We start from the raw sequence: 17,723 nt of genomic DNA, 5'->3' as shown, positions 1-17,723 counted from the left end.
GCGTACGGAATGGCCGAAGGCACCGTGCGGATCGACGGGACCACACTGCGTCTGCCGGGGGGTGTGCAGGTGCGCTTCAAGCGCACGCTGCGCCTGCCCGAGTCGGGCACGCACCAACTGCCGCCGGGGCTGGGCGACTTCCCGATCCGCCGGGTCGAGGACTACCCGCACACGGCCCCGGAGCAGATGCGGGCGCGCGGCGGGGTGATGCTGCCGGTGTATCTGCGTGAGGCGATGTGGCTGCACTTCGGGGGTGCGACCGAACCGGCCGCCCTCCAGGTGGGGGTCGGCAAGGTGTGCGCGGTCTCGGGCAAGCCGTGGAGCAGCACGCTCACCCGTGATCCGCAGAACTACGTGGTGCTGCCGCGTCAGCCGTGGCTCGACGGGATCAACTCCGGCAAGGGCACGGTCCGCCAGTTCGTGGCCGTCCCGCTGGGGCTGGGGGCGACGGTCGAGGGCCAGGTCACCGGCGAGGAGGTGTTCGGCGGGGTGCAGCTGCAGTCGTTCCCGCTGAACGCCACGAAGCTGGCCGAGTGGCGGGAGCAGCAGTTCTCCCTCGAAACGCTGTCGGTGAAGTCGGCCGGCCTGTTCGGCGGCCTCCCGCTGCCGCCTCCGGGTGCCATGCCGCCGCCCCAGGCCGCGTACGGCGCGCCGACGCCGGGTGCGGCCCCGGTGGGCGGCGCGCCGGCCGGTCCGCCCCGGGCGCCCGCCGCGATGGGGCTCGGCGTGGGCGGTTCGATGCGCCAGGAGGTCTACCAGGACGACCGGCCGCACGGCAGCTGGGCCGAGGAACCCGGCGGCCGGGTCTTCGTGCATCTGGTCACCCCGCCTGAGTGGCGCCGGATCACCGGCGAGGCCCCGCCGCCGTCGCCCGTCGACCGCGCGGCGTACACACGGGCCGGGCTGCCGTGGTTCGACTACTACGACGAGGATGCCCATGACCTGGCCCCGGCGGACGAGCTGGGCGCGGTGAAGCCGGTCGGCGACTGGCTGGGCGACGACCTCGACCCGTGGCAACCGCCCGCCCCCGGCCAGGTGAAGCCGCTCGGTGACACGCCGGGCAAGCCGATCCAGGACGGCGACTGGTAGCGGCCCCGGACAGCGGCCGGCAGGAGACCGGCGGTGGGTGTCGCATGGCGCGCAACGCCCACCGCCGGTCTTTTGCGTCGCGCGGGTCGAACACGTCAAGGTGGATGCCTGCCGAGACGAGCGAGACCCGAGGTGCGCGCATGACGAGTGGGGCGGTAGGGAACCGGGGCGACTGGAGCAGGCGCCGCCTCCTGGGAACGCTCGCGGCGGCAGCCGTTCCGGCGTCCCTGGCGGGCTGCTCGTCCGGCTCCCCCGAGTCCGCCGTACCGGAGTCGGCCACCCCCGAGGCGTACGGGACCTCGAAGCCGTCCGCCGCTTCGCCGTCTCCGGAGCCCACGCCCACCGGCCCCCGCCCGCTCTACATCGGCACGTACACCTCGGTCGAGGGCGGCGGCAAGGGCGTCGGGGTGGCGACGTACGACCCGCGGACCGGCGAGGTCAGCGGGCAGACGACGATCACCGGGGTCGGTGACCCGTCGTATCTCGCGGTGCATCCGGACGGCCGGACGCTGTACGCCGTGGACGAGCGCGCGGACGGCGGGGTGACCGCCGTACGGCTGTCCGACCGTCGTGTCCTGGGCACCCGGAGCACCGGGGGCGAGGCCCCCTGCCACCTCTCCGTGCACCCGGGAGGGCGCTGGCTGCTGAGCGCCAACTACGGCACGGGCAGCGTCGCCGTGCACCCCGTCGAGGACTCGGGTGCCCTCGGTGAGCGCACGGATCTCGTCGTGCACCACAGTCCGGCGCCGGGTCCGGGGCAGGAAGGGCCGCACGCGCACCAGTTCGCCGCCAGTCCCGACGGTGCTCATGTCCTCGCCGTCGACCTGGGCACCGACACCGTCTACAGCTACCGCCTCGACGAGTCGAAGGGCACGCTCACCGAGGTCTCGCGGGCGCGGACCCGCGCGGGCGCGGGGCCACGGCACCTCACCTTCCATCCCGGCGGGCGGTACGCCTACCTGGCGAACGAGGTCGACAACACGGTCGTGGTGTGCGCCTACGACCCCGACAGCGGCGAGCTCACGCCGGGCGAGCCGCAGTCCACGGGCACGGGCGAGGGCACGAACTACCCCGCGCAGCTGCTGGTGACGGCGAACGGACGGTACGCGTTTCTCGCCAACCGGGGGCACGACAGTCTGACCCGGTACGCGGTCGAGGCGAGCGGTGCCCGGTTGAGGCTGCTGGACACCGTGCCGGTGGGTGGGGACTTCCCGCGCCAGATCGCCTTCTCGCCGGACGGTTCCTTGCTGTTCGCCTCGCTCCAGCGGTCTGGCGCGGTCGGTGTCTTCCACGTCGACGCCGACAGCGGTGCACTGCGGCTCGCGGGTGAGCCGTTCGCGTCACCCGTCGCCGTCTGTGCGCTGCCGCTGTAGGGCCCGGGGACAGGAGGCCGCGGCGGCCTGGCCGAGCAGGATGTGCATGCGCTCGGTGAGCTGGGCCACGTCGTCGGCGGGTTTGTGGAAGGTCAGGCGTACGTCGCCGTCGGTTCTGGCCCGCTCGACGCGCAGGGTGAGGCCGTGCCGGTCGACGGCGAGCGGCTGGACGCGTACGGCGCCGTGCAGGCTGTCGTGCGGCACGAGCCGGGTGAGGCGCTCGACCGCGTCGGGGTGCGCGTCCGCGAGGTGGGTGAGCAGCCGGGACTCGGCCGAGGTGAGCGGGTCGGGTTCGGCGGCGGCGAACTCGTCGAGGTCGACGACGACAGCGCCGGACGGTTCCCGCAGCACGATGCGCGTGGGCTGGAACTCCAGCTCCTCGCCCCTCGGCGCGAACGAGCCGGCGAGCCAGAGGCGGGCCCGGATCCGGTTGCGCACGGGGACGGGCGCGACATCGGCGAACTCCAGCACCGCGGTCGGCTCGCCGCGCGGCGCGCAGATCGCGGCCGTGAGGAGCGTGCTGTCCTCGGGTGCGCACAGGAGCACCCGGCCGTCCTCGGTGACGGTGTGCGCGCCGAGGAACTCCTCCCGGCCGCCCTCCGCGGTCACCGAGCAGGACCACGCCGCCGCGAGCACCGAGCGGGCACGCTCCGCCGCGGCGGGCGCGGCCGTCCAGGTGTGACGGTCACCCATCCCAAACCTCCCTTAGGTAAGCCTTGCCTAACCTATCGAAGATCGGGGCGTACGCCAACCGCGATCCGGCATTCGCCGGTTTCTTCAGGACTTCCTCAGGGCTCGATCACACCGAGCAGCGCCCGCGCGCACAGATCCCGCACCTGCTCCCGGGACAGCTCGGAACCTCTCAGCCACTCCAGACACACGGCCGTCGTGAAGGACAGCCACCCCCGGACGGCCATCCGCGCGTCGGGCCGTCCCCGAAGCGCGGCCCCGAACTCCGCGTCCGTCGCGAACGTCTCCAGGATCTGCGCCTCCTGCACGGCCAGCGCCCGCTGGTAGACCTTGCGCACGGCCGGGTCGCCCGTGGCGTCGGCACGGTGGAAGGCGCGGTAGCCGTGGGCGTGCTCCTCGACGTACGCCAGGAAAACATCGAGTCCCGCTGCCAGCCGCTCGCGCGCGGACAGGCCGGGGGCCGGGGCCAGCATCCGCAGCATTCGCTCGCTCTCGCGCTCCACGACGGCCGCGAAGAAGTCCCGCTTGGTCGGGAAGTAGTGGTAGAGCAGCCCGCGCGAGACCCCGGCGATCTCCGCCACCTGCTCGATCCACACCTCGTCGTACGGGCTCTCGGAGAAGAGCCGGGCACCCACCGCGAGGAGCTGCTCCCGCCGTTCCTCGGTACTGAGCCGACGGCGCGTCCGCTCCCCCGGGTTGACTGCCATGCGGTCACTTTACTTGACGTGGCTTCAACAACGGGACGAGACTGATCGCGCTATTGAACCCGCGTACAACAACGTCAACGGGGCACGCCCGCAGAGGGAGACGACGTCATGGCGGACACGACGGAGGCCACGGCCGTCAAAGGTTTCCGTAGCGCCGAGCTGGGCTGGCCCGAGCTGCACCGCATCCCGCATCCGCCGGGCCGTCTCCCCCTCGTCGGGGACGTGCGGGGCGCCAGTCCGCGGACGCCCGTACAGGACTCGATGCGCATGGGCCGGCAGCTGGGCCCGATCTTCCGCCGCAAGGCGTTCGGCAAGGAGATCGTGTTCGTCGGGGGTGCCGAACTCGCGGCCGACCTGGCGGACGAGTCGCGGTTCGCCAAGCATGTGGGCCTCGGGGTCGCCAATCTGCGGCCGGTGGCCGGGGACGGGCTGTTCACGGCGTACAACCACGAGTCCAACTGGCAGCTGGCGCACGACGTCCTGGCGCCGGGGTTCAGCCGCGAGGCCATGGCGGGCTACCACCCGATGATGCTGGACGTGAGCGAACGGCTGCTGGCCCACTGGGACCGGGAGCGGGCGGCGGGCCGGACCGTGGACGTGCCCGCCGACATGACGAAGCTGACGCTGGAGACGATCGCCCGCACCGGCTTCGGCCACGACTTCGGCTCCTTCGAACGTGCCCGGCCGCACCCCTTCGTCTCGGCGATGGTCGGCACCCTGACCTTCGCCCAGCAGCGCAACACGGTCCCTGATCCACTGGCCCCACTGCTGCTCAGGCGCGCCACGCGGCGCAACGACGCGGACATGGCGTATCTCAACGAGACGGTCGACGGGGTCGTACGGGCCCGGCAGGCGTCCGGCGGCGGGGACGGTGACCTGCTGGACCGCATGCTTGAGACCGCGCACCCGGAGACCGGCGAGCGGCTCTCCCCGGAGAACGTCCGCCGTCAGGTCATCACCTTCCTGGTGGCGGGCCACGAGACGACCTCGGGCGCCCTCTCCTTCGCCCTGCACTACCTCTCCGCGCACCCCGAGACGGCCGCCCGCGCGCGGGCCGAGGTGGACCGGGTGTGGGGCGACACGCCCCGGCCGGGCTATGAGCAGGTGGCCCGGCTGCGGTATGTCCGCCGGGTGCTGGACGAGGCGCTGCGGCTGTGGCCGACCGCTCCCGCCTTCGGGCGCGAGGCCCGCCGCGACACCGTGCTGGGCGGTGTGCATCCGATGCGCCGGGGCGCGTGGACGCTGGTGATGACCGCGCTGCTGCACCGCGACCCGGAGGTGTGGGGCGCCGACGCCGAGCGGTTCGACCCGGACCGCTTCGACGCGGCGGCGGTACGCGCCCGGCCCCCGCACACCTTCAAGCCGTTCGGCACGGGGGCGCGGGCCTGCATCGGCCGCCAGTTCGCCCTGCACGAGGCCACGCTGGTGCTCGGCCTGCTGCTGCGCCGCTACGACCTGCGCCCGGACCCCGCGTACCGGCTGCGGATCGCCGAGCGGCTGACCCTGATGCCGGAGGGGTTGCGGCTGCGCCTGGGCGAGCGGGCGAGCAGCAGCTCACCGGGATCCGCCACCTAGGCCCTGTTGTCGGCGTCAGGCTGTCCAGTGACCCGGGCGGGTGACTGACCCCGGCAGCCGTGTCCCGGCACTGCCGCGTGCCGCGTTCACCTGGGGCTGGGTCAGGAAGAAGGCGCCGGTGAGGTCGGCGTCCGTGAGGTCGGTGTCGCGCAGGTCGGCGCCTATCAGATCCGCGCGGCGCAGATCGGCCCCGGTCAGATCGGCGGCTATGAGGTAGGCGCCGCGCAGGTCGGCCTTGCCGAGGTCGGCTCCCTTGAGGCGGGCGCCGATGAGGTCGGCGCCCCGGCGGTTCTTCCTGCGCCCGGCACCGGCCCGCATGAGTTCGCTGGTGCGCAGCAGCAGTTCGTTGACTTCCCGCCGGTGGGCGGGCACGTCCAACGCCGCCAGTTCCTCGGCGGACCGGCGGGTGAGCTCCTCCGTCTCGTCCCGGGTCCGGCGCAGGTCGGCATGGATGGGACGGGCGGCGGGGAGCGTCAGCGCCTCGTTCAAGTACCAGAGCAGTTCGTGGAGTTGGCGTACGACCGGGAACACGTCGAACATCCGCCGGGCGTGCTCCCTGCCGCCCGTACGCCAGTCCCGGCCGCCGAAGGTGACCTGGGAGACCTGCTGTCCGGCGCCGAAGCAGTCGTAGACCGTGCAGCCGGTGAAGCCCTCGTCCCGCAGCCGGGTGTGGATGCCGCACCGGAAGTCCTCCCGGAGGTTCCCGCACGGCTTGCCCGCCGCCTTGTCGACGGCGAAGTCCGCCGAGGCGGCGAAGGGCAGCGCGACACAGCACAGGCCGAAGCAGTTGCCGCAGTCGCCGCGCAGGGCGAGGAGGTCACCGGATGTTTGTTGCATATGGTTCACCCTAACCAGGCCCGGACGAAGACCCGAATCAATAGAGCCGCACCGTCTCGATCGCCGTCACCCGTCACCGGGGGAACAGCTCGAACGCCACCGCCGGTCTGCCGCCGAAGCGCTCGCCCGTGGTCCGCGCGTAGCCGGTCAGGAAGCCGCGTACGTAGGTCTCCGGGTCCTCCTTCGTCAGCACCTCGATGTACGTGCGGTGTTCGAGGAGGGACCGTACGGCGCGCTCCAGGCCAGGGGTCGCCTCCACGGCGTGCGTGGGGTGCGCGGAACCGGCTACGGCGACCCAGCGGACGCCGCTCCAGGGCTCCAGGCCCTGTTCCGTCAGCTCGGGGAAGATCCAGCGGTTGCCCGCGTCGGCCGCCGCGTCCAGGGTGGCTCGGCCGACCGCCACATGGTCCGGGGTGTTCCAGGCGACCCCGCCCCAGGTGTCGCGGTGGTTGAGGGTGATGACCAGTTCGGGGCGGTACTTGCGGATGGCCGCCGCGATGTCCCGGCGCAGGGCGAGGCCGTACTCGACGACGCCGTCCCGGTGGTCGAGGAACTCCACCTGCGACACGCCGACCACAGCCGCGCTCGCCCGCTGCTCCCGCTCGCGCAGCGGGCCGCACCGCGCCGGTTCCAGGGTGTCGATGCCCGCCTCGCCCCTGGTCGCCAGGACGTACGTGACCTCGCGGCCGGCATCGGTCCAGGCGGCGATCGCCGCCGAGCAGCCGTACTCCAGATCGTCCGGGTGGGCCACCACGGCGAGCGCGCGCCGCCAGTCGTCGGGCATGGGCTTCAGCTGGTCGGTCTGTGCTTCGGTCATTCCCGCAAGGTAACCCCGGCCACCGGCAATCGGCCCGCACTCACTCCTCGTCGCGCGTCAGCGCCAGCAGCCGGTCCAGCACCCGCGGTCCCCCGGCCCGTACGCCGTCGTGTTCGAACTCGTCCGTGACCCAGGTGCGCAGGCCCCGGATCGAGCGGGCCGTCTCGAGCGAGTGGGCCGTGTCGACGTACATGTCGTCGTGGTAGATCGCCGCCGCCACCGGGACCTCGTTCGCGGCCAGGCGCGCCGGGTCGTACAGCGGGGCCCAGTCGGTGCGGGCGGCCAGTTCCTCGGCGGTGTCGCGCAGCGGGCGCAGGGCCGGGTCGGTGTCGAAGGTCCAGGGGTGGACGGACTCGCCGGTGAAGAGGAGCGGGCCGTCCCCCGTGAGCGTCTTGGCCGCGTCGAACTGGGGGAACTCGGCGCGCACCCGTTCCGCGGACCAGGCCGTGGGGCGCTCGTCCTGGGCGTAGCAGGCCTCGTGGACCAGGGCGTAGAGCGGGTGGCCGGCGAAGGAGAGGAGGCCCTGGACCTCTTCCTGGAAGGCGTCGGAGAGGACGTGGCCCTGAGGGGTGCGGACGAAGGCGTCCTCCAGGAGGAAGTGCAGCCGGTGGCTGCCGTCGCTGCGGCCGAGGACGATGCCGAGGGACTGGAAGGCCTCGACGGTGAGCTTGTAGCCGCCGTTCAGGACGGGCTCGTGTTCCAGCAGATGCTCGGCGATCCGGCGGGCCCGTTCGACGTCCTGCGGATAGCGGGCGTAGTGCGCGGCGACCTTGCGTTCGATGCGCGGGTAGGCGGCGCGGTACACGTCGTCGGCGTGGCCGTCGAGGGTGGGCAGGCCGCCGGTGATCACGGCGGTGCTGATGCCCTCGGGCGCGGTGGAGAGGTAGCTGACCGTGCAGAAGCCGCCGAAGCTCTGGCCGAGGACCGTCCAGGGGGCGCCGCCGGTGATCTCGGGGCGGATGGCCTCGCAGTCGCGGACGATGGAGTCGGCACGGAAGTGGGCGAGATGGTCGGCCTGTTCGCGGGGGCCGCCGCGCGAGGGGAGCGTCTGACGGTTGGCGGGGCTGGACGCGCCGGTGCCGCGCTGGTCCAGGAGCAGTACGCGGTACTCCCTCAGGGCTCGCTCCAGCCAGGCCTGACGGCCGATGAAACGGTTCGCTCCGAAGCCGGGGCCGCCCTGGAGGTAGACCAGCCAGGGCAGGTCCTGCGCGGCCTTGTCTCCCGCGACGACCTCACGGGCGTAGAGCTCGATCCGCTCCCCCGTCGGGTCGTCGTGGTCGAGGGGGACGCTGAAGCGGCGGTCGGTGAGGACGACACCGGGCTGGCGGTAGCTGACGGACAACAGGGCTCCTCGGGCGCACGGATTCCAGGCCTTGGTCCAGTCCAGCACAGAATTTCCGCCCGGCCGACCCCGTGGATCAAGAAAAGTCCGGGAAACTCACTGACTCATGAGTCAGTCCGCCGTGTCGCCCGGTCAGCGTGCCGACAGGCTGGAGCGGCGCACCACCAGCTCCGGCTGGAGCACCACCCGCCGGTGTTCATGGACGAGGGAGCCGTTCTCGGCCTCGGTCTCCTCCAGGAGAAGTTCGGCGGCGAGCGCGCCCATGGTGACGGCGGGCTGCCGTACGGAGGTGAGGGGGACGGCGGCCGCGGCGGCGAACTCGATGTCGTCGTAGCCGACGATGGCGAGGTCGCCCGGGACGCTGACGCCGGCCGCGTACATGGCCTGGAGCACGCCGAGGGCCAGCAGGTCGTTGGCGCAGAACACGGCCGTCGGGCGGTCGGCGAGGCCGAGGAGGCGGGCGCCGGCGTCGCGGCCCGCGGCCACGTCGAGGCGCTCGGTGGGCAGCTCGCGCAGGGCCTCGTGCCCGAGCCCCGCCTCCCGCAGGGCGTTCAGGGCGCCCGTACGGCGGTCGCGGACCTGGGTGAAGCCGGAGGGTCCGCTGACGTACGCGATGGAGCGGTGCCCGGCGTCGACCAGATGCCGTACGGCGAGGGCGCCGCCCGCCACGTCGTCGACGGACACCGAGCACTCGGTGGTGCCCTCGGCGACCCGGTCGACGAGGACGAAGGGGATGCCGTGGCGGCGGAACGCCTTGATGTTGCGTCCCGTGGCCTCGGCGGGGGTGAGCAGCACACCCCGGACGCGCTGTTCGGCGAAGAGCGAGAGGTACTCGGCCTCCTCGCTCGCGCTCTGCGCGCTGTTGCAGACCATCACGCCGAGCCCGGCGTCGCGCGCGGCCCGCTCGGCACCGCGCGCGACGTCGACGAAGAAGGGGTTGCCCATGTCGAGCACGAGCAGCCCCATGATGCGGCTCCGCCCGGCCCGCAGCTGGCGCGCCGACTCGCTGCGGACATAGCCGAGGCGGTCGATCGCGGCCTGCACACGGGCGCGGGTCTCGGAGGCGACCGAGTCCGGCCGGTTGATCACGTTGGACACCGTGCCGACGGAGACTCCGGCGACACGGGCGACGTCCTTGATACCCACCGACTGGGCCATCAGGCGGGGACCTCCAGGGAGCGAGGAGCGGCGGGTGTACGTTCACATTACCTTCAGGCCGGCACGGGAATGCCCCCGGTCAGGTGCGGGAACGTTCCCGTCGTACGGAAATCAGGCGGGCAGTGCGAAATCGATGACGCGGAGCGCCGAGGGTGTGGTACCGGTCGACTTGAGCTGGTACATCACCGACAGGACATTGTCCTGGGCTATCCGGGACTCGTCGATCACGACCTCGCCGAAGGCGTTGAGGCCGCTGGCGTCGAACAGCACCTTCCAGTCGGTGTAGCCGGAGGCCGCCGAGGCGCCCCATATCCGCCCGAACGGGAGGATGGCGTAGGCGTTGTTGTACTTGTCGAGGGCCAGCTTGGTGCGCTGGCTGGAGCCGAGCGCTACCGGGATCTCGGTCTTCTGCCAGGTGCCGGAGGCGTTCTTGCGGACGTGGAAGGCGCGGCCGTTGTTGGTGCGGTCGGTGACGTAGTTCGTGGTGCACTGGCCGAAGCGGCCGGGGACATAGCTGATGATCGCGTGCGGGCGGCCGGCCGAGTCGGTGAACTGGCTCTCCTGGTTCATCAGCGAGTGGTCCGGGTTCAGCGCGTCGATGACGAGCCCGCTGTCCGTCACCGCGACCTTGTCGGAGCCGCCGGTGGTGCCGACGACGGTGCCCGCGTTGTTGCGCCACGTGCGGCCGAGGTCGTCGGAGAAGACGTAGCCGGTGTCGTGGTTGGTGATGCCGCCGCCGTTGCACATCACGGCGCCGTTCTGCTCCCGCCAGGTGAAGAAGGAGTGCAGGCGGCCGTTCTTGTCGTAGTCGATGCCGTGCAGGTACATGTTGCGGACCGTCGACGAGCCGTGCTCGCTGGTGTACGTGCCGGTGGAGCTGGACCACTCGCCGAGGTTGGTCCAGGAGGTGCCGTTGTACTCGGCGATGGCGTTGCGGCCGTTGCCGGAGATGCCGACGCGGTAGCTGAGCTGGAGCTTGCCGTCGGGCATCGAGATGAACTGCGGGTAGGTGAACTGCGAGGTGAGCGCCAGCCCGTCGAGCGTGGACTGCGGGGCGCCGAAGCGGCTCGTGGTCCAGCTCAGCCCGGACGGGTTGTCCATGAGCCCGGCCACCGACTTGACGTAGGTGAAGCCGTCGCTGTGCGAGTCCATGTTGAGGTGGAGGCGGCCGTCGACCTTGGAGACACCCATGGAGATGACGTTGTGGGAGTCGTTGTAGCGGAGCGTGTGGCCGACCTTGACGGTGGACCAGGTGCTGCCGCCGAGGACCCGGCGGCCGACGACGGCGTTGCGGTCGGCGGTGTACCAGACGGCGTACTGGTAGCCCTTGTACGTCAGCAGACCGTTCTTCTGGAACGAGTTGTTGTTGACGAGGCCGTCGTACGAGACGAAGAAGATGGCCTGGCTGTCGAGCAGGGTGTTGCCGGTCTGGGTGACCGAGGGGCCCGGGTCGGCGGCGCTGGCGGTGGCGGCGCCGAGGACGGGGGTCACCACGGCCCCGGCGAGGGCGGCGCCCAGCAGCGTACGTCTTTTCATCTCGGGAGACTCCATTGTCGAACGAGGTGCGGGTACGGGGAGGGGAACGGACCGAGGGGAGGGGTAACAGGTCTCAGTCCAGGTGGAACACTTCGGTGAGCGGTTTCATGGCCTCGTCGGGGCGGGCGCCGTCCAGCGACTCGAAGAACGGCGCCATCTCCGTCTGCCAGCGGGCGTTGATGTCGGTGGCCTCCATGCCTGCCAGCGCGGCCTCGAAGTCCTCGGTCTCCAAGTAGCCGACCAGCAGGCCGTCTTCGCGCAGGAAGAGCGAGTAGTTGTGCCAGCCGGTGGCCGAGAGCGCCTGAAGCATCTCCGGCCACACGGCGGCGTGCCGCTCGCGGTACTCGTCGAGGCGCTCCGCCCTGACCTTAAGCAGGAAGCACACGCGCTTCATCAACGACCCTCCCTGGATCAGAAGTTGAACTTGTCGATGTTTGCCTTGTTGAACACGGTCGGCTTGCCGAGGCTGATCACGCCATCCTTGCCGATCGTGAACTCACCCATGTCGCCGGCCTTGAAGGTCTCGCCCTCCTTGCCGGTGATCTGGCCGGAGACCAGCGCCACGGACGTACGGGCGGCCAGCTCGCCGAGCTTCGCCGGGTCCCACAGCTCGAAGCCCTGTACGGTGCCGTTCTTGACGTACTTGCGCATGTCGTTGGGGGTGCCGAGGCCGGTCAGCATGACCTTGCCCTTGTACTTGGAGCCCGACAGGTACTGGGCGGCCGCCTTGATGCCGACCGTGGTCGGGGAGATGATCCCCTTCAGGTTCGGGTACTCCTGGAGCAGGCCCTGGGTCTGCTGGAAGGACTTCTGGGCGTCGTCGTCACCGTAGGCGACCTTGACGAGCTTGATGTTCTTGTACTTGGGGTCCTTGAGTTCGTCCTTCATGAACTCGATCCAGGTGTTCTGGTTGGTCGCGGTCTGCGCGGCGGACAGGATCGCGATCTCGCCCTTGTAGTTGATCTGCTCGGCGAGCAGCTGCACCTCGGTGCGGCCGAGGTCCTCGGCGCTGGCCTGCGAGACGAAGGCGTTGCGGCAGTCGGCCTTGGTGTCGGAGTCGTAGGTGACGACCTTGATGCCGTTGCTCATGGCCTGCTTGAGCGCGGTGCACAGGGCGCCCGGGTCCTGCGCGGAGACGGCCATCGCGTCGACCTGCTGCTGGGTGAGCGTGTTGACGTAGCTCACCTGGCCGGCGGTGTCGGTGGCGCTGGAGGGGCCGACCTCCTTGTACTTGGAGCCCAGCTCCGTCAGGGCCGCCTCGCCGCCCTTGTCCGCGGAGGTGAAGTACGGGTTGTTGACCTGCTTGGGCAGGAAGCCGACCGTCAGGCCCTTCTTCAGTTCGGCGTTGGGGTCGGCCTTGCCGGTGGCGGCGGCCTTGGAGCCCTCGCTCTTGACGTCCTCCTTGGTGGTGCCGCCACAGGCGGTGGCGGCCAGGGCGAACGAGGTGACGGCGGCGAGGGCCGCACAGGAGCGGCGGAGGGTTGCCTTGCGCATGAGGTTCCTTCGATACGAGGGGATGGACGGGCGAGCGGACTTGCGGGGTCGGCGGTGGGGGCCAGCCCTTGTCAGGAGGCTGGAGTGGGCGCCTTGGGCACCGGCGCCGAGGCGGCTCTGCGGCCGGCCCTCGCGACGGAGATCTGGCGTGCGACCCGGGGGCCGAGCACGGAGACGACGAGCAGGACGCCGGTGACGACGATCTGCGACTGGGCGGAGACGTCCTGGAGGCTCATCACGTTCTGCAGCGCGCCGAGCAGGAACACTCCCGCGATCGCGCCGCCGAGCGTGCCCTTTCCGCCGTCGAAGTCGATGCCGCCGAGCAGCACCGCGGCGATGACGGAGAGTTCGAGCCCGGTGGCGTTGTCGTAGCGGGCGCTGGCGTAGTGCAGGGCCCAGAAGATGCCGGTGAGGGAGGCCATCAGACCGGTCACCGTGAACAGGATGAGCTTCTGGCGCTTGACGCGGATGCCGGCGAAGCGCGCGGCCTCCTCGCTGGCGCCGGTGGCGAACAGGGAGCGCCCGAACGGGGTGGCGTGCAGGGCGACCACGGCGATCGCGAGCAGTACCACGAAGGGCAGGAAGGCCTGCGGGACGAAGGAGTCGCCGACGCGTCCGGCCGCGAAGTCGAGGTACTGGGTGGGGAAGTCGGTCACCGCGTCGGAGCCGAGCACGATCTGCGCGATGCCGCGGTAGGCGGCGAGGGTGCCGATGGTGACGGCGAGGGAGGGCAGTCCGAGCCGGGTGACGAGCAGGCCGTTGACGAGGCCGCACACCACACCGAGCAGCAGACAGATCGGGATGATCGCCTCGATGGTCAGACCCTGGTTCCACAGGGCGCCCATCACCGCGCCGGACAGACCGGCCGTGGAGGCGACGGAGAGATCGATCTCACCGGCGACCACGAGCATCGTCATCGGCAGGGCCACCAGGGCGATCGGCAGGGTGTTGCCGATGAGGAACGACAGGTTGAGCGCGTTCCCGAAGCCGTCGACGGTGGAGAAGGACAGCAGGATGACGACGATGAGCAGAGCGCCGACAGCTGAATCCCACCTCTTCAAGGCGTACCAGCGGCTCGCACGCGGCGTGGTGGAGTCAGCCATGGCGGGCGTTCCTCTTCTTCAGAGCGGTCGCCACCCGCAGCGCGACCACGCGGTCCACGGCGATGGCGAGGATGAGCAGGATGCCGTTGATGGCGAGCACCCAGACCGAGCTGACGCCGAGGGCGGGCAGCACGCTGTTGATGGAGGTCAGCAACAGCGCGCCGAGCGCCGCGCCGTAGACGCTGCCGGAGCCGCCGGTGAAGACCACACCGCCGACCACGACCGCGCTGACGACGGTGAGCTCATAGCCGTTGCCCGTACCGGAGTCGACGTTGCCGAACCGGGCCAGGTACAGCGCGCCCGCGAGTCCGGCGAGGGCGCCGCAGAAGGTGTAGGCGGCGAGGATCCGCTTGCGGACCGGGATGCCGGCCAGCCGGGCGGCCTCGGGGTTGGAGCCGAGGGCGTACAGCTCGCGCCCGCTGCCGAAGTGCTTCAGGTAGTACGCCGTCGCCACCAGCACCACCAGGGCGATCAGCGCCAGGTACGGCACCGCGGAGATACCGCCGGAGCCGAAGTTCACGAAGCCGTCCGGGAGGTCGGCCGCGGTGATCTGGCGGGAGCCGACCCAGATCGAGTCGATGCCCCGGATGATGTACAGCGTGCCGAGGGTGACGACGAGGGCGGGCACCTGGCCGAGGCTGACGAGGAGTCCGTTCAGCAGGCCGAAGCCGATGCCCAGCAGGACCGCGAGCGCCACGGCCACCACCGGGTTGCCGCCGCCCTGGAGATACGTGCCGGCGGCGAAGGCGCTGATGCCGAGCGTGGAGCCGACCGACAGATCGACGTTCCGGGTGATGACGACCAGCGACTGACCGGTGGCGACCAGCACCAGGATGGTCGCGTTGAGCAGGAGGTCCTTGATGCCCTGCTCGGTGAGGAACTCGCTGTTGCCCGCCTGGGTGACGCCGATCATCACCAGGAAGACGACCAGGATGGCGAGTTCACGCATCTTGAAGACGCGGTCCACCAGCCTCGTGCCGCTGGACTTGGGCACCTCGGCGACGGGGGTGTTCTGAGGGGTGGTCACCGTCATGCGGCGGCCCTCCCGGTGGCTGCGGCCATCACGGATTCCTCGGTGGCGTCGGAGCGAGGGATCTCTGCGGTGAGCCGGCCCTCGTGCATCACGAGCACGCGGTCGGCCATACCGAGGATCTCGGGCAGGTCGGAGGAGATCATCAGGACGGCCACGCCGTCGGCGGCCAGCTCGCTGAGCAGCCGGTGCACCTCGGCCTTCGTGCCGACGTCGATGCCGCGGGTGGGCTCGTCGACGATCAGCACCTTCGGGCCGGTGGCGAGCCACTTGGCGAGGACGACCTTCTGCTGGTTGCCGCCCGACAGGGTGTTGACGGTGTCGGCGATGCGGGCGTACTTCACCTGAAGCTTGACCGCCCAGTCGAGGGAGCGACTCCGCTCGGCTCCGCGGTCCATGAGGCCCGCCTTGACCGTCGTACGCAGACCGGTCAGGCCGATGTTCCGCTCGATGGACATGTCCATCACCAGGCCCTGGGCGCGCCGGTCCTCGGGGACGAGGGCGAGCCCGGCGGCCATGGCGGTGGAGGGGGCGCCGTTCGTCAGGGCCCTGCCGTCGATCTCGACCTCGCCGGCATCCCAGCGGTCGATGCCGAAGACGGCCCGGGCGACCTCCGTACGACCGGCTCCGACGAGCCCGGCCAGGCCGACGATCTCGCCTCGGCGGACGTCGAAGGAGACGTCGGTGAAGACACCTTCGCGGGTCAGTCGGCGGACGCTGAGCGCCACCTCGCCGGCCTCGACCTCCTGCTTGGGGTACAGCTCGTCCAGGTCGCGGCCGACCATGCGGCGAACGAGGTCGTCCTCGGTCATGCCGTCGATCGGCTCGCTGGAGATCCAGGCGCCGTCGCGAAGGGTGGTCACGCGCTGGCAGATCTGGAAGATCTCCTCCAGGCGGTGGGAGATGAAGAGGACGGCCGAGCCCTGCTCACGCAGCGTGCGGACGACACCGAAGAGCCGGGCCACCTCACTGCCGGTGAGGGCTGCCGTCGGCTCGTCCATGATCAGCACGCGGGCGTCGAAGGACAGCGCCTTGGCGATCTCGACGATCTGCTGGTCGGCGATGGACAGGCCGCGCGCCGGGCGGTCGGGGTCGAGTTCGACGCCGAGCCGCTGCATCAGGGCGAGGGTGGCCGCATGGGTGGCCCTGTGGTCGATGCGGCCGAGAGCGCGCCTGGGCTGGCGGCCCATGAAGATGTTCTCGGCGATCGACAGGTCGGGGAAGAGCGTGGGTTCCTGGTAGATCACGGCGATGCCCGCGTCCCGGGCGTCGGCCGGGCCGTGGAAGACGGTCGGCTCTCCGTCGAGGAGCACCTGACCGGAGTCCGGTCGGTGCACGCCTGCGAGCGTCTTGATCAGGGTCGACTTGCCCGCGCCGTTCTCTCCGGCGATGGCGTGCACCTCTCCGGGGAACAGTTCAAAGGACACGCTCCGCAGGGCGCGTACGGCGCCGAAGGACTTCGAGATGTCCGTCAGCGCGAGGACGGGGGCCGGACCCGTATCGGACGGGTGGGTCATGGGGGCTCCTCGACGACGTCCGGTGGCTAGCGGAGAAGCTGCCTCACTGCGTCGTGAAAGGTTTCAACTAGGTTGCCGGGACGTTAGGCACCACACGCAGGTCACGTCAATGGGTTCCGGTCGAAATTTTTTCGACAGGTCAGGTCACGTACTGGTCACGGACAGCAGGCTTGGCCCCAGGGGTTGACAGTGCGGTGAGCCGCTCATAGTTTCCCGTACTGAATCGTTTCAGACATCGAAGTCGGTAGGAGCCCTGACGTGACCGAGCTCGCCGCGGTGAAGGCCGCCCTCAAGACCCAGGCCGTGGAGACGCCGTCGTGGGCGTACGGAAACTCGGGAACGCGCTTCAAGGTGTTCGCCCAGCCGGGTGTCCCGCGCAACCCGTGGGAGAAGCTGGAGGACGCCGCGAAGGTGCACGAGTACACCGGTGTGGCGCCGACCGTGTCCCTGCACATTCCCTGGGACAAGGTCGACGACTACGCGGCGCTGGCGAAGTTCGCCGAGGAGCGCGGTGTGAAGCTCGGCGCGATCAACTCGAACACCTTCCAGGACGACGACTACAAGCTGGGCAGCATCTGCCACCCGGACGCGGCGATCCGCCGCAAGGCCGTCGACCACCTCCTGGAGTGCGTCGACATCCTGGACGCCACCGGGTCGCGGGACCTGAAGCTGTGGTTCGCCGACGGCACGAACTATCCCGGCCAGGACGATGTGCGCGGCCGCCAGGACCGGCTGGCCGAGGGGCTGGCCGAGGTGTACGAGCGGCTCGGCGAGAACCAGCGGATGCTTCTCGAGTACAAGTTCTTCGAGCCCGCGTTCTACACGACCGATGTCCCGGACTGGGGCACCGCCTACGCGCACTGCCTGAAGCTCGGCGAGAAGGCGCAGGTCGTGGTCGACACCGGGCACCACGCGCCGGGCACCAACATCGAGTTCATCGTGGCGACGCTGCTGCGGGAGGGGAAGCTCGGCGGGTTCGACTTCAACTCGCGGTTCTACGCCGATGACGACCTGATGGTCGGGGCGGCCGACCCGTTCCAGCTGTTCCGGATCATGTACGAGGTGGTGCGTGGGGGTGGGTTCACTCCCGAGGTCGCGTTCATGCTCGACCAGTGCCACAACATCGAGGCGAAGATCCCGGCGATCATCCGGTCGGTGATGAATGTGCAGGAGGCCACGGCGAAGGCGCTGCTTGTCGACCGGGAGGCTCTTGCCGAGGCTCAGCGTTCCGGTGACGTTCTCGAAGCCAATGCCGTGCTGATGGACGCGTACAACACGGATGTGCGGCCGTTGCTTCGTGAGGTGCGGGAGGAGATGGGGCTGAACCCCGAGCCGATGGTGGCCTACCGCGCCTCCGGGTGGGCTTCGAAGATCGTCGAGGAGCGGGTCGGCGGGGAGCAGGCGGGGTGGGGGGCGTGACCGCTGCGCCGGGCTGAGGCCGATTGCTGCGTTTCG

16 protein-coding genes are annotated in these 17,723 nt (G+C 70.6%); 4 read left to right on the top strand and 12 right to left on the bottom strand.

Annotated elements, in window-relative coordinates:
* Positions 1 to 9: 9 nt before the first annotated feature.
* On the top strand, positions 10 to 1,089 hold the full coding sequence (locus SGFS_RS49545) for a hypothetical protein (protein ID WP_286259367.1): 1,080 nt from the start codon (positions 10 to 12) through the stop codon (positions 1,087 to 1,089).
* A 140-nt stretch (positions 1,090 to 1,229) separates the two neighbouring features.
* Positions 1,230 to 2,462 (top strand): lactonase family protein, encoded by a 1,233-nt coding sequence (locus SGFS_RS49540; RefSeq protein ID WP_286259366.1) that lies wholly within the window; start codon positions 1,230 to 1,232, stop codon positions 2,460 to 2,462.
* Here SGFS_RS49540 and SGFS_RS49535 read toward each other — a convergent pair.
* Together SGFS_RS49535 and SGFS_RS49530 are read right to left on the bottom strand one after the other, a co-directional pair.
* Positions 2,430 to 3,155 carry a DUF2470 domain-containing protein gene (locus tag SGFS_RS49535; RefSeq protein ID WP_286259365.1) on the bottom strand — a complete coding sequence of 242 codons (726 nt, stop codon included), beginning with the start codon at positions 3,153 to 3,155 and terminating at the stop codon, positions 2,430 to 2,432. The two genes, SGFS_RS49540 and SGFS_RS49535, sit on opposite strands and share 33 nt — an antisense overlap.
* A gap of 95 nt (positions 3,156 to 3,250) precedes the next feature.
* Entirely contained in the window at positions 3,251 to 3,859 is a 609-nt protein-coding gene (locus tag SGFS_RS49530; protein WP_286259364.1) for a TetR/AcrR family transcriptional regulator, read from the bottom strand.
* A 108-nt stretch (positions 3,860 to 3,967) separates the two neighbouring features.
* Between SGFS_RS49530 and SGFS_RS49525 the strand changes: the two genes are divergently transcribed.
* Entirely contained in the window at positions 3,968 to 5,434 is a 1,467-nt protein-coding gene (locus SGFS_RS49525) for a cytochrome P450 (protein ID WP_286259362.1), read from the top strand.
* Between the two features lie 15 nt (positions 5,435 to 5,449).
* Here the strand turns inward: SGFS_RS49525 and SGFS_RS49520 are convergent, their stop codons facing one another.
* The 10 genes from SGFS_RS49520 to SGFS_RS49475 form a co-directional block, all read right to left on the bottom strand.
* A complete protein-coding gene (locus SGFS_RS49520) occupies positions 5,450 to 6,271 on the bottom strand; it encodes a pentapeptide repeat-containing protein (protein ID WP_286259361.1) in 822 nt (273 codons plus the stop codon).
* A gap of 73 nt (positions 6,272 to 6,344) precedes the next feature.
* Complete coding sequence (locus tag SGFS_RS49515; protein WP_286259359.1) at positions 6,345 to 7,088, bottom strand: PIG-L deacetylase family protein; 744 nt, start codon at positions 7,086 to 7,088, stop codon at positions 6,345 to 6,347.
* Positions 7,089 to 7,128: 40 nt separating this feature from the next.
* Complete coding sequence (locus SGFS_RS49510) at positions 7,129 to 8,430, bottom strand: alpha/beta fold hydrolase (protein WP_286259358.1); 1,302 nt, start codon at positions 8,428 to 8,430, stop codon at positions 7,129 to 7,131.
* Between the two features lie 132 nt (positions 8,431 to 8,562).
* The gene (locus tag SGFS_RS49505) at positions 8,563 to 9,588 is read right to left on the bottom strand and encodes a LacI family DNA-binding transcriptional regulator (protein WP_286259356.1); all 1,026 of its coding nucleotides are present in this window, start codon (positions 9,586 to 9,588) and stop codon (positions 8,563 to 8,565) included.
* Positions 9,589 to 9,699: 111 nt separating this feature from the next.
* Entirely contained in the window at positions 9,700 to 11,124 is a 1,425-nt protein-coding gene (locus SGFS_RS49500) for a BNR repeat-containing protein (RefSeq protein ID WP_286259354.1), read from the bottom strand.
* A gap of 73 nt (positions 11,125 to 11,197) precedes the next feature.
* Positions 11,198 to 11,518: an L-rhamnose mutarotase gene (locus tag SGFS_RS49495; protein ID WP_286259353.1), complete on the bottom strand. Its 321-nt coding sequence runs from the start codon at positions 11,516 to 11,518 to the stop codon at positions 11,198 to 11,200.
* A 17-nt stretch (positions 11,519 to 11,535) separates the two neighbouring features.
* The gene (rhaS, locus tag SGFS_RS49490; protein ID WP_286259352.1) at positions 11,536 to 12,618 is read right to left on the bottom strand and encodes a rhamnose ABC transporter substrate-binding protein; all 1,083 of its coding nucleotides are present in this window, start codon (positions 12,616 to 12,618) and stop codon (positions 11,536 to 11,538) included.
* Between the two features lie 71 nt (positions 12,619 to 12,689).
* Complete coding sequence (locus tag SGFS_RS49485; RefSeq protein WP_286259350.1) at positions 12,690 to 13,721, bottom strand: ABC transporter permease; 1,032 nt, start codon at positions 13,719 to 13,721, stop codon at positions 12,690 to 12,692.
* Positions 13,714 to 14,754 (bottom strand): ABC transporter permease, encoded by a 1,041-nt coding sequence (locus tag SGFS_RS49480; protein ID WP_286259349.1) that lies wholly within the window; start codon positions 14,752 to 14,754, stop codon positions 13,714 to 13,716. Before SGFS_RS49480 ends, SGFS_RS49485 begins: the two co-directional genes overlap by 8 nt.
* On the bottom strand, positions 14,751 to 16,268 hold the full coding sequence (locus SGFS_RS49475; RefSeq protein ID WP_286259348.1) for a sugar ABC transporter ATP-binding protein: 1,518 nt from the start codon (positions 16,266 to 16,268) through the stop codon (positions 14,751 to 14,753). Before SGFS_RS49475 ends, SGFS_RS49480 begins: the two co-directional genes overlap by 4 nt.
* Before the next feature lie 258 nt (positions 16,269 to 16,526).
* On the opposite strand from SGFS_RS49475, the gene rhaI reads away from it, so the two are divergent.
* Positions 16,527 to 17,687 carry an L-rhamnose isomerase gene (gene rhaI / locus SGFS_RS49470; RefSeq protein WP_286259347.1) on the top strand — a complete coding sequence of 387 codons (1,161 nt, stop codon included), beginning with the start codon at positions 16,527 to 16,529 and terminating at the stop codon, positions 17,685 to 17,687.
* Positions 17,688 to 17,723: the final 36 nt, after the last annotated feature.

This window comes from Streptomyces graminofaciens, from assembly GCF_030294945.1.
In the GTDB taxonomy this organism is placed as follows: Bacteria; Actinomycetota; Actinomycetes; order Streptomycetales; family Streptomycetaceae; genus Streptomyces; species Streptomyces graminofaciens.
This window is presented reverse-complemented; position numbering and strand designations above follow the sequence as displayed.

Coding starts and splice junctions, on each gene's coding strand:
- SGFS_RS49540 (WP_286259366.1), top strand. CDS start 1,230: ATGACGAGTGGGGCGGTAGGGAACCGGGGCGACTGGAGCAGGCGCCGC.
- SGFS_RS49505 (WP_286259356.1), bottom strand. CDS start 9,588: ATGGCCCAGTCGGTGGGTATCAAGGACGTCGCCCGTGTCGCCGGAGTC.
- SGFS_RS49515 (WP_286259359.1), bottom strand. CDS start 7,088: ATGACCGAAGCACAGACCGACCAGCTGAAGCCCATGCCCGACGACTGG.
- SGFS_RS49500 (WP_286259354.1), bottom strand. CDS start 11,124: ATGAAAAGACGTACGCTGCTGGGCGCCGCCCTCGCCGGGGCCGTGGTG.
- SGFS_RS49480 (WP_286259349.1), bottom strand. CDS start 14,754: ATGACGGTGACCACCCCTCAGAACACCCCCGTCGCCGAGGTGCCCAAG.
- SGFS_RS49535 (WP_286259365.1), bottom strand. CDS start 3,155: ATGGGTGACCGTCACACCTGGACGGCCGCGCCCGCCGCGGCGGAGCGT.
- rhaS (WP_286259352.1), bottom strand. CDS start 12,618: ATGCGCAAGGCAACCCTCCGCCGCTCCTGTGCGGCCCTCGCCGCCGTC.
- SGFS_RS49530 (WP_286259364.1), bottom strand. CDS start 3,859: ATGGCAGTCAACCCGGGGGAGCGGACGCGCCGTCGGCTCAGTACCGAG.
- SGFS_RS49520 (WP_286259361.1), bottom strand. CDS start 6,271: ATGCAACAAACATCCGGTGACCTCCTCGCCCTGCGCGGCGACTGCGGC.
- SGFS_RS49485 (WP_286259350.1), bottom strand. CDS start 13,721: ATGGCTGACTCCACCACGCCGCGTGCGAGCCGCTGGTACGCCTTGAAG.
- SGFS_RS49495 (WP_286259353.1), bottom strand. CDS start 11,518: ATGAAGCGCGTGTGCTTCCTGCTTAAGGTCAGGGCGGAGCGCCTCGAC.
- SGFS_RS49525 (WP_286259362.1), top strand. CDS start 3,968: ATGGCGGACACGACGGAGGCCACGGCCGTCAAAGGTTTCCGTAGCGCC.
- SGFS_RS49545 (WP_286259367.1), top strand. CDS start 10: ATGGCCGAAGGCACCGTGCGGATCGACGGGACCACACTGCGTCTGCCG.
- SGFS_RS49475 (WP_286259348.1), bottom strand. CDS start 16,268: ATGACCCACCCGTCCGATACGGGTCCGGCCCCCGTCCTCGCGCTGACG.